Origin of the sequence: Acinetobacter sp. AL9, from assembly GCF_041464035.1 — a bacterium.
Classification (GTDB): Bacteria; Pseudomonadota; Gammaproteobacteria; order Pseudomonadales; family Moraxellaceae; genus Acinetobacter; species Acinetobacter towneri.
The window spans coordinates 1-9,758 of record NZ_JAYFSK010000070.1 but is presented as its reverse complement, the minus strand read 5'-3'; the positions used below and the strand labels follow the sequence as shown (position 1 = coordinate 9,758).

Here is a 9,758-nt window from a genome sequence, read left to right as displayed (position 1 = left end):
CATGAGAAAGCCCATATAAATGGGTAATGTACAAGTTGCTGTAGAAGCATGTTTAATTCGTCTGATCACAGATACTTTATAAAGTATTTTAATACTTTTTTGAATCCGTCAATGCGTAAGTCCTATATTTTTTAATGTATGGTTAAATTTCGCGTTTCTTGATGAAATCAGCACCGCAGATGAGATGTCTGCACTCACCAAATTGAGTGACTCACATCTAGCAGCGGTCTGTATTTTAGTCGACTGTCCAAAACCCAAATGGATACTGTATGAGCGCACTCAACCCCACCATTATTACTTTCCTGTTTTATATTGTCGCCATGATTGTCATTGGTTTATTGGCTTATCGCGCGACTCGAAATTTCTCGGACTACATTTTAGGTGGTCGTCGTCTTGGCAGTTTTGTCACTGCACTTTCTGCAGGCGCATCCGATATGAGTGGCTGGTTGCTGATGGGCTTACCCGGTGCCATTTATCTTTCAGGTTTGTCTGAAATGTGGATTGCCGTTGGTCTGATTATTGGCGCATGGCTAAACTGGCTTTTGGTGGCAGGTCGTTTACGAGTACACACCGAAGTACAGCACAATGCACTGACTTTGCCTGATTATTTTTCTAACCGTTTTAATGATCAAAGAAAAATTTTAAGGATTGTATCTGCCTGCGTAATTCTAATTTTCTTTGCGATTTATTGTGCTTCGGGCATGGTTGCAGGTGCGCGCTTATTTGAAAGTATGTTTGATCTGCCTTATAGCACTGCATTGTGGATTAGTGCTATTGCCACCATCAGCTATGTGTTTATTGGTGGTTTCTTGGCAGTCAGCTGGACGGACACCATTCAGGCTGGCTTGATGATTTTTGCGCTCTTGCTGACCCCTATCATTACCCTACTCAGCTTTTCTGACCTAAGCCAAGTCACACTTGCTTTAGAAGCGGCTCGTCCGCAGGCGCTGAATTTAGTCGGAGATTTAAGCTGGGTCGCGATCATTTCCCTCATGGCATGGGGCTTAGGCTATTTTGGACAGCCACATATTTTAGTGCGTTTTATGGCAGTTGATTCAGTCAAGTCTATTCCGAATGCACGTCGTATTGGCATGACATGGATGACCTTATGTTTAGGCGGTGCGGTGGCTGCGGGCTTTTTTGGTATCGCCTACTTCCAGCAACATCCTGAACTGGCAAGTGTGGTCAATGCCAATCCTGAAACAGTATTTATGGAATTGACCAAAATCCTGTTTAATCCGTGGGTGGCAGGTGTGGTACTGGCTGCAATTTTAGCTGCTGTGATGAGTACCCTAAGCTGTCAACTTTTGGTCTGTTCAAGTACTTTAACCGAAGATTTTTACAAATCGTTCCTGCGTAAAAATGCCTCACAAAATGAATTGGTGTGGGTCGGACGCGGCATGGTACTCATGATTGCGCTGCTTGCTATTTGGATGGCGGGTAATCCTGAATCAAAAGTCTTGGGATTGGTTTCTTATGCTTGGGCAGGCTTCGGTGCAGCATTTGGTCCACTAATCATTTTGTCTTTGTTCTGGAAACGCATGACTTTAAATGGTGCATTGGCGGGGATGGTTGTCGGCGCACTTATGGTCATTCTTTGGAAAAACCTTTGGGCAGATACGGGTATTTATGAAATTATTCCGGGCTTTGTCTGTTCTTGGATTGCGATTGTCGTGGTGAGTTTATTGGGTAAAGCGCCAAGTCATGAAGTGACAGACCGTTTTGAACAGGCCGATCAGCAATATAAAGAATCGCACTAAGCTGTAGATTGATCTGCATAGAGATAAAAAAGCGATAAAAAACCAGTGCCTTGAACTGCACTGGTTTTTATGTCTGAGAAAAGTTTTAGTACACTCAAATCAAGTCAATGAATCTGTAGTTTTCTCTTTCTCTGCTGCGACTTTTTTTCTTGCCTTACTAAACCGTTTGGCAGGCCAAACCATCATAAAACGTGCACCACCCAAGTTCGGACTCTGATCGACTTCAATTTTGCCACCAAACCAATAAGCAATGCGGCTTACAATAGACAAACCTAAACCATAACCACCTGAAGCACGGGTGCGGCTGTCATCTAAACGAGCAAAGGCTTCAAATACACGTTCTCGGTCTTGTTCGGGAATCCCCGGCCCATCATCTTCCACACAAACATAGGCCATGCCTTGTTCGTTAATACCGCCACTGATCAAGACTTTATGGTCACAGTAACGGACTGCATTGCCCACCAAGTTCTGTACCACACGGTGCAAGTAACGGCGTTCAGCTTCCACTTCCAAAGTCACAGGTGGGGCAAGCAATTGAATATCTTTTTGGGTTTTCAATGCTTCTGTTTCCGTAGCCACCTGCTCTAGCACTTCAACCAAAACGATCTTTTCAATTTCTAAAGATGGCATGCCCTGTTCAAGTTTGGCATAGGTCATGATCTCATCAATCAAGGTGTTTAAAGCCTCAATATCTTTATCAATCATTTCGACTTGCTGTAAGCGATATTCGTAATCATCTTCTTCTGCCAGCATTTCCATACCAAAACGAATACGTGCCACAGGCGTGCGCAGCTCATGCGATACAGCGCGCATCAGTTCACGCTGCGCCTCAATCAAACGCTGAATATGGTCGGACATGCTGTTATAACTAGATGCCAAACTTGCCATTTCATCTGTGCCATCTACAGGCAAACGCATGTTTAAATCACCCGATTTGGTGCGGTTTAAGGCATAGTTCACTTGGCGGATCTTACGTTGCATAGGCAAGATCAAACCATAAACCCCCAAGCTCAACATAAACATACTGAGCAAGGTAATGCCTGCTGCCAACTGGAATGGCATCCAGTTAAATAACGGCACAGGCCCTAAAACCAAGACTTCTGAGGGTGAATTTGGCATCGGTGACACAATCGAGATGGTTGTACCACGCACGGTGGCATTGTCACGATATAAAATAATGCTGTGATCGAGTCTTAAACGCCCAATCTGTTCAGAATCGAGTGGCAGTTCCTGAATATTTTTAATATTGACTGGATAAGAAAAGTGCTGCTGAATTTTGGCTAGATATTCTTTTTCCTGACCCGGGTAATACACCAAATAATCTAAAACAAAAATCGGCAAAGCTTTCATTTGCCGTTCTGTAATTTTATCTGCCTTGATATATAAATAATGATTTGGATCATCTTTCATACCCAAAATAATATAGGCAATCATATTTTCGGCATTATAGCGCACAGCCGCTTTACGTTCTTTAATCCGTCTAAGCTCTGCGCGCGACAAATCTACTTTGTCTGCCTGCACATAGTAGATGGGCAATTCCAGCAAATCGGATGCATCAGAAATCCAGTCTTTCTTTTGCTGTTCGTTTTGCTGTCGTGCAATCCCTTCACTAATAATATAAGCCATACCATCAGTTAAAGACTCACGATATTCTTGCGCACGCTGATAGTTGATGATTTGCACCAATAAGTACGCCAAAATGGCAACTACTGCAACTAAGATCACCAATCCTGCATATATGCGCAAGAATATACTGTGTTTAAGCACAAAACCCGTCCTATGTGACTTATTTTATATTTGAGTCAGTATTTGACTCAGAAAAAAGCGTATTACATGCCGTTGGTTTCTTTAACGAACAAATAACCTTTACTGCGCACAGTTTTAATACGTTTTGGATTTTCAGGATCATCGCCAATTTTTGGACGAATACGTGAAATACGCACGTCAATTGAACGGTCTTGACCATCATATTCAATACCACGCAGACGCTCAAAAATATCTTCACGAGATAAAATACGCCCTGCATTTGAAGCCAATAACCATAACAAGTCATATTCTGCGCTGGTGAAATCAACCAGTTCACCATTTAAAGTCACAGAACGACCACCGTTATCAATCACTAAATCATCAAATTCAATGCGCTGTGCCACTTCATCTTCAGTCACTTTGTCGGTACGGCGTAATAAAGCACGAATACGCGCCAACAATACGCGCGGCTGCACAGGTTTTGCAACATAGTCATCTGCACCCATTTCTAGACCTAGCACCTGATCCATATCTTCAGTACGCGCAGTCAGCATTAAAATCGGTTGATGATAATGTGGACGAACCTCACGACAAATGGTTAAACCATCGGCACCTGGTAACATCACATCTAGCACCACAAGATCGGGTTGCTCGGCAATAATACGGCGAATCGCGCGGTTGCCATCTGGTTCTACCCCAACTTCTAAACCATTGCGAATTAAGTATTCCTGCGTAAGTCGTGCAAGGCGTTCATCATCTTCAACAATTAAAATTTTTGGTAACTTTTCTTCTTGACTCATAACCTGTCCCTTTATTGGATTCGACCTATCCTTTTAAAATCTGAGAGATAGGTCTTGATATAATTTGCAATATACACACGTTTACATTGTAAACAAGATACTGTTCACCAAACTGATACATCTGCGTATTATTTTGTTATATTTTTATTAAGCATTGAATTTATAGCACTTTTCTAGTTCTAGTAATTTTTAAAGAGGTTTGAGAAATATTAGATTACAAAATGATTTTTTTTGCACTAGATCAATTCCTTGCTTGATTTAGAAAAATTATCTCCTAACTTTTCAAGTTATCCACAAGGTTATCTATAAGCAGTTTTTCCGAGCTTTGTTATGCTATGCCCTTGTCTGATAAGGCTTATAGCCAATAGGACAAAAATCGGTATTTTTGAGATAAATTTTAATTCAGAAAAAGTCAAAATTTAAAAGAAAAAGTCAATATTGATCTACCCTCAATTTTCCCGTATCTTGTGTTCAATTCAATTTTAAACCACTAAGTCTTGTGTTTATTCCTCAAACACTGTGGCCTAAATTTTGCCCAGTTTAAATGGTCCATAAACATAACAATAGATGACAATGGAGCTATGCTGACATGAGCGTAATCACATCAACCCCCGGTCAATTACAAGTGATTAAACGCACTGGTGATGTTGCCGCTTTCGATGCTGAAAAAATTGCAGTTGCAATTGGCAAAGCGTTTTTGGCTGTAGAAGGTCAACAAAGCGCAGACTCAAGCCGTATTCATGATCGTATCGAACAACTGACAGAAATGGTGCTGAACACGTTCAATCGCCGTTTACCGTCTGGCGGAACTATTCACATTGAAGAAATTCAAGACCAAGTTGAACTTGCGCTGATGCGTACTGGCGAACAAAAAGTTGCCCGTGCTTATGTCATCTACCGTGAACAACGCTCTGAAGCACGTAAGCAAGCAGGTGAAAATCATCACCCGACGTTACAAGTGACTGATGCAAACGGTCAGCTTAAACCACTCGACTTAGGTGCGTTAAAAGCAACAGTAAACAAAGCTGCTGAAGGTTTAGAAGGCATTGATGTAGATGCCATCATTGATGAAACCGTGAAAAACCTCTACAACGGTGTAAAAGAGTCTGACATCTCAACCACCATGATGATGGCGACTCGTACCCGTATTGAGCAAGAGCCGAACTATACCTATGTGACTGCGCGTTTATTGCGTAATGACTTGGTAGCAACAGGCTTAGAATTTTTAGGTTTGGCAACAGATACACCTGAAGGCGAAGCATTAGAAACTTTCCTGAAAAAAGGTGTAGAACTTGATTTGCTTTCTGCAGACTTACTTGAGTTTGACCTTGCCAAACTTGCTGCAGCGATTCAGCCTGAACGCTCAAACCAGTTTACCTATTTAGGTCTGCAAACTTTATTTGACCGTTATTTCATTCACTCAGATGGCGTACGCTTTGAACTTCCACAATTGTTCTTTATGCGTGTGTCAATGGGTCTGGCGCTTAATGAAGATGACCGTGAAGCACGTGCAATCGAGTTCTATAACTTATTGTCTAGCTTCGACTACATGGCTTCTACGCCTACCCTGTTTAACTCAGGTACGCTACGTCCACAGTTATCAAGCTGTTACTTAACTACAATTTCTGATGACCTTTACAACATTTATGGTGCAATGCGTGACAACGCAATGCTGTCTAAATGGGCAGGTGGTTTAGGCAATGACTGGACGCCAGTACGTGCCTTGAACTCATATATCAAAGGAACAAACGGTAAATCTCAAGGTGTTGTTCCGTTCCTTAAAGTTGCGAACGATACTGCTGTTGCGGTCAATCAAGGTGGTAAGCGTAAAGGTGCGGTATGTGCGTACTTAGAAACTTGGCACCTAGACATCGAAGAATTCCTAGAACTGCGTAAAAACACAGGGGATGACCGTCGTCGTACCCATGATATGAACACAGCGAACTGGGTGCCTGACTTGTTCATGCAACGTGTCTTTGAAGATGCAGAATGGACATTGTTTACGCCATCTGAAACACCAGACTTGCACGACTTGACGGGCGAAGCTTTTGCTGAGCGTTATGCGTACTACGAAAGCATTGCCAAAGAAACTAACATGCTGCATAAGAAACTTCGTGCGAAGGACTTATGGCGCAAAATGTTGTCAATGCTGTTTGAAACAGGTCACCCGTGGATCACATTCAAAGACGTATGTAACTTACGTTCACCGCAACAACACGTTGGTGTAGTGCACTCATCTAACTTGTGTACTGAAATTACCCTCAATACTAACCAAGATGAAATCGCGGTATGTAACTTGGGTTCTATCAACCTTGTACAACACGTTCAAGGTGGTGTGTTAGATCGTGAAAAATTAGCACGTACTATTAAAACTGCAGTGCGTATGCTCGACAACGTCATCGACATTAACTACTACGCTGTACCACAAGCACGTAATTCAAACTTGAAACATCGTCCTGTAGGTATGGGCATCATGGGCTTCCAAGATGCGCTTTATGAGATGAACTTGGCTTATGGTTCAGATGCTGCAGTTGAATTTGCCGATGAATCTATGGAAGTAATCAGCTACTACGCGATTCAAACGTCTAGCGACTTGGCGGTTGAGCGTGGTACTTACGAAACATTTAAAGGTTCATTGTGGGATCAAGGCATCTTGCCAATTGACTCTTTAGACATTGTGGCGAAATCACGTCCAGAACGTATGTTTGAAGTAGACCGTACACAGCGTTTGGATTGGGACAGCTTACGTGCCAAAGTTCAAAAAGATGGTATGCGTAACTCAAACGTGATGGCGATTGCTCCGACTGCAACCATTTCAAATATTTGTGGCGTTTCTCAGTCTATCGAGCCGACATTCCAAAACTTGTATGTGAAATCGAACTTGTCTGGTGAATTTACAGTAATCAACCCTTACCTTGTTCGTGCATTGAAAGCGCGTGATTTGTGGGATTCTGTAATGGTGAATGACCTGAAACACTTTGAAGGTTCAGTACAAAAAATTTCACGTATTCCTGAAGAATTGAAAGCAATTTTCGCGACAGCGTTTGAAGTTGAGCCACGATGGATTGTTGATGCAGCATCACGTCGTCAAAAATGGATTGATCAGGCGCAATCGTTGAACTTGTATATTGCAGGTGCAAACGGTAAGAAACTTGACCTGACTTACAAAATGGCATGGTTACGTGGTCTGAAAACCACCTATTACCTACGTGCATTAGGTGCAACATCTGCAGAGAAATCAACCATTAACACAGGTGCATTGAACGCAGTAAAACCTGCAACTGTTACGGCAGCACCTGTTGCAGCGGTAGCGCAGGAAATTAAACCTGAAGTGGTGGCTGAAGAAGAAGGCTTCGGTCAAGCAGCACCAGTGCCAATGGCATGTAGTATTGATAATCCTGATTGTGAGGCGTGTCAATAAATGACTATTCCATATTTTCTTGTACTACTTATTGTAATTTTATTATTGATAGTATTATTCATGGCAGTATTTACCGCCTTAATAGTTGCTATCAAAGGCGATGAGAAATAGTAAACATATTTTATCCATGCATGATTAATCATGCATGGATTTAGTACAAGAAAATGGATTGTTAAATTAATAAGGAAACCACTACATGCCACACATGACCCACAACTATATGTTAGGACTCGCGGTCTTGCTGGTTTCCTTTGTAGTGTTGTTTTACGCACCAATTGCTTACTTTTGGGTACAAGCGGCAAAACAACAGCGAAAGCAAAATAAGTCGTGAGCACATTGGTCGGAATGTACATTTTTCAGACCAAGATGAGCAAAACTTAATTTTGCTTTCACAAATTAAGCGTATATTAAGACATCTCAGCGTGGCTGGATGTCCATAAAAGATATAAAGCAACGAAGAGAGAATTGATATGTCTATCCTAAGTTGGGACGATTTCGAAGATGATTCGCAAAAACCGGCTGCTCCTGAACACAAGTCTGCGCCCGTCGAGCCGCAAAAAGCGCATGATACGCAGATGGTATCTCATGCAGAGCAACCACAGACGCCTGTGGCAACTGCACAACCCGCTGCAGCCCCTAGAAGTGGAGCAACAGATTCAACCGATCCGTTGGCAAGAGCATCTAACGCTCTAGATCAATTGGACGTTGCACCTGGTCTTGAAGAACTAGAAATGGGTGCATCTCGCGTACAGGTTGATGATAAAGCCATGATCAACTGTCGTGCAGACTTAAACCAGCTTGTACCGTTCAAATACGAATGGGCATGGCAAAAATATCTAGATGGTTGTGCAAACCACTGGATGCCGCAAGAAGTCAACATGAACCACGACATCGCATTGTGGAAGTCTGAAAATGGCTTAACTGAAGATGAGCGCACCATTGTTATGCGTTCACTTGGTTTCTTCTCTACTGCAGACTCATTGGTTGCTAACAACTTGGTATTGGCAATTTATCGCCACATTACCAACCCTGAATGCCGCCAGTACATTTTGCGTCAAGCCTTTGAAGAAGCGATTCACACTCACGCTTACCAGTACTGTATCGAATCGTTAGGTATGGATGAAGGTGAAGTCTTCAATATGTACCGCGAAGTACCATCGGTTGCACGTAAAGCAGCATGGGGCTTGAAGTACACGCAATCTTTAAGTGATCCTACTTTCAAAACAGGTACACCAGAAAACGACCAAATTTTGCTACGCAACTTGATCGCATTCTATTGTGTACTTGAAGGTATTTTCTTCTACTGCGGTTTCAGCCAAATCTTGTCGATGGGCCGTCGTAACAAAATGAATGGTGTTGCAGAGCAATTCCAGTACATTTTACGCGATGAATCTATGCACTTGAACTTTGGTATCGACATGATTAACCAAATCAAGATTGAGAACCCACACTTGTGGACTGCAGAATTCCAGCAAGAAGTGATTCAAATGATTCTTGAAGGCACGATGCTTGAAATTGAATATGCGCGTGACACTATGCCACGTGGTGTATTGGGTATGAACGCAGGTATGATGGAAGAATATTTGAAATTCATCTGTAACCGTCGTTTAAGTCAGCTCGGTTTACCTGAACAGTTTGTTGGCGTAAACAACCCGTTCCAATGGATGTCTGAGATGATGGACTTGCGTAAAGAGAAGAACTTCTTTGAAACGCGTGTGACCGATTACCAGACTGGCGGTGCATTGAGCTGGTAATATCGCGACACATAAAATATCGTTGTGAGACACATGAGTTGTCATTGAGAAAACCGCCATTCATGGCGGTTTTTTTAAAGATACGATCGAGTATTTAATGGCTAGGTTGTGCAAATACCTAACAATTTGATTTTTTTAATTTATTTATTTGGCGGATTCAAGCGGCAAGTGCAACAGTATAAAAACCAGCCATAACTTCACTCGGTGTATACCAACCTAGGGTTTTTCTAGGACGATGGTTGAGTGCAAATTCTATCTGCTCTATTTGTTCGTTTGA

6 protein-coding genes and 1 pseudogene are annotated in these 9,758 nt (G+C 42.2%); 4 read left to right on the top strand and 3 right to left on the bottom strand.

What is annotated here, in order from left to right; translation table 11 throughout:
* Positions 1-269 precede the first annotated feature (269 nt).
* Positions 270-1,760, top strand: coding sequence for a sodium/proline symporter PutP (putP, locus tag ACEO2X_RS12160; RefSeq protein WP_154320988.1), 1,491 nt, complete (start codon positions 270-272; stop codon positions 1,758-1,760).
* Between the two features lie 99 nt (positions 1,761-1,859).
* Here putP and bfmS read toward each other — a convergent pair whose 3' ends face one another.
* Positions 1,860-3,527, bottom strand: a complete 1,668-nt coding sequence (gene bfmS, locus ACEO2X_RS12155; protein ID WP_096902056.1) for a sensor histidine kinase BfmS — start codon at positions 3,525-3,527, stop codon at positions 1,860-1,862.
* Positions 3,528-3,589: 62 nt separating this feature from the next.
* Positions 3,590-4,306 (bottom strand): response regulator transcription factor BfmR, encoded by a 717-nt coding sequence (gene bfmR / locus ACEO2X_RS12150; RefSeq protein ID WP_096902057.1) that lies wholly within the window; start codon positions 4,304-4,306, stop codon positions 3,590-3,592.
* A 589-nt stretch (positions 4,307-4,895) separates the two neighbouring features.
* Here bfmR and ACEO2X_RS12145 point away from each other — a divergent pair.
* The 3 genes from ACEO2X_RS12145 to ACEO2X_RS12135 all read left to right on the top strand — a co-directional run bounded on the left by ACEO2X_RS12145 (position 4,896) and on the right by ACEO2X_RS12135 (position 9,481).
* Positions 4,896-7,727 carry a ribonucleoside-diphosphate reductase subunit alpha gene (locus ACEO2X_RS12145; protein ID WP_371972085.1) on the top strand — a complete coding sequence of 944 codons (2,832 nt, stop codon included), beginning with the start codon at positions 4,896-4,898 and terminating at the stop codon, positions 7,725-7,727.
* A 196-nt stretch (positions 7,728-7,923) separates the two neighbouring features.
* Complete coding sequence (locus tag ACEO2X_RS12140) at positions 7,924-8,058, top strand: hypothetical protein (protein ID WP_004972322.1); 135 nt, start codon at positions 7,924-7,926, stop codon at positions 8,056-8,058.
* Positions 8,059-8,197: 139 nt separating this feature from the next.
* Positions 8,198-9,481 carry a ribonucleotide-diphosphate reductase subunit beta gene (locus tag ACEO2X_RS12135; RefSeq protein ID WP_131260703.1) on the top strand — a complete coding sequence of 428 codons (1,284 nt, stop codon included), beginning with the start codon at positions 8,198-8,200 and terminating at the stop codon, positions 9,479-9,481.
* 157 nt (positions 9,482-9,638) lie between these two features.
* On the opposite strand, the pseudogene ACEO2X_RS12130 reads toward ACEO2X_RS12135, so the two are convergent.
* A pseudogene (locus tag ACEO2X_RS12130) lies at positions 9,639-9,758 on the bottom strand (IS30 family transposase); the annotation flags it as partial.

Excerpts from the sequence above, each read along its gene's own strand:
- putP (WP_154320988.1), top strand. The coding sequence starts at position 270 with ATGAGCGCACTCAACCCCACCATTATTACTTTCCTGTTTTATATTGTC.
- bfmR (WP_096902057.1), bottom strand. The coding sequence starts at position 4,306 with ATGAGTCAAGAAGAAAAGTTACCAAAAATTTTAATTGTTGAAGATGAT.
- ACEO2X_RS12145 (WP_371972085.1), top strand. The coding sequence starts at position 4,896 with ATGAGCGTAATCACATCAACCCCCGGTCAATTACAAGTGATTAAACGC.
- ACEO2X_RS12140 (WP_004972322.1), top strand. The coding sequence starts at position 7,924 with ATGCCACACATGACCCACAACTATATGTTAGGACTCGCGGTCTTGCTG.
- ACEO2X_RS12135 (WP_131260703.1), top strand. The coding sequence starts at position 8,198 with ATGTCTATCCTAAGTTGGGACGATTTCGAAGATGATTCGCAAAAACCG.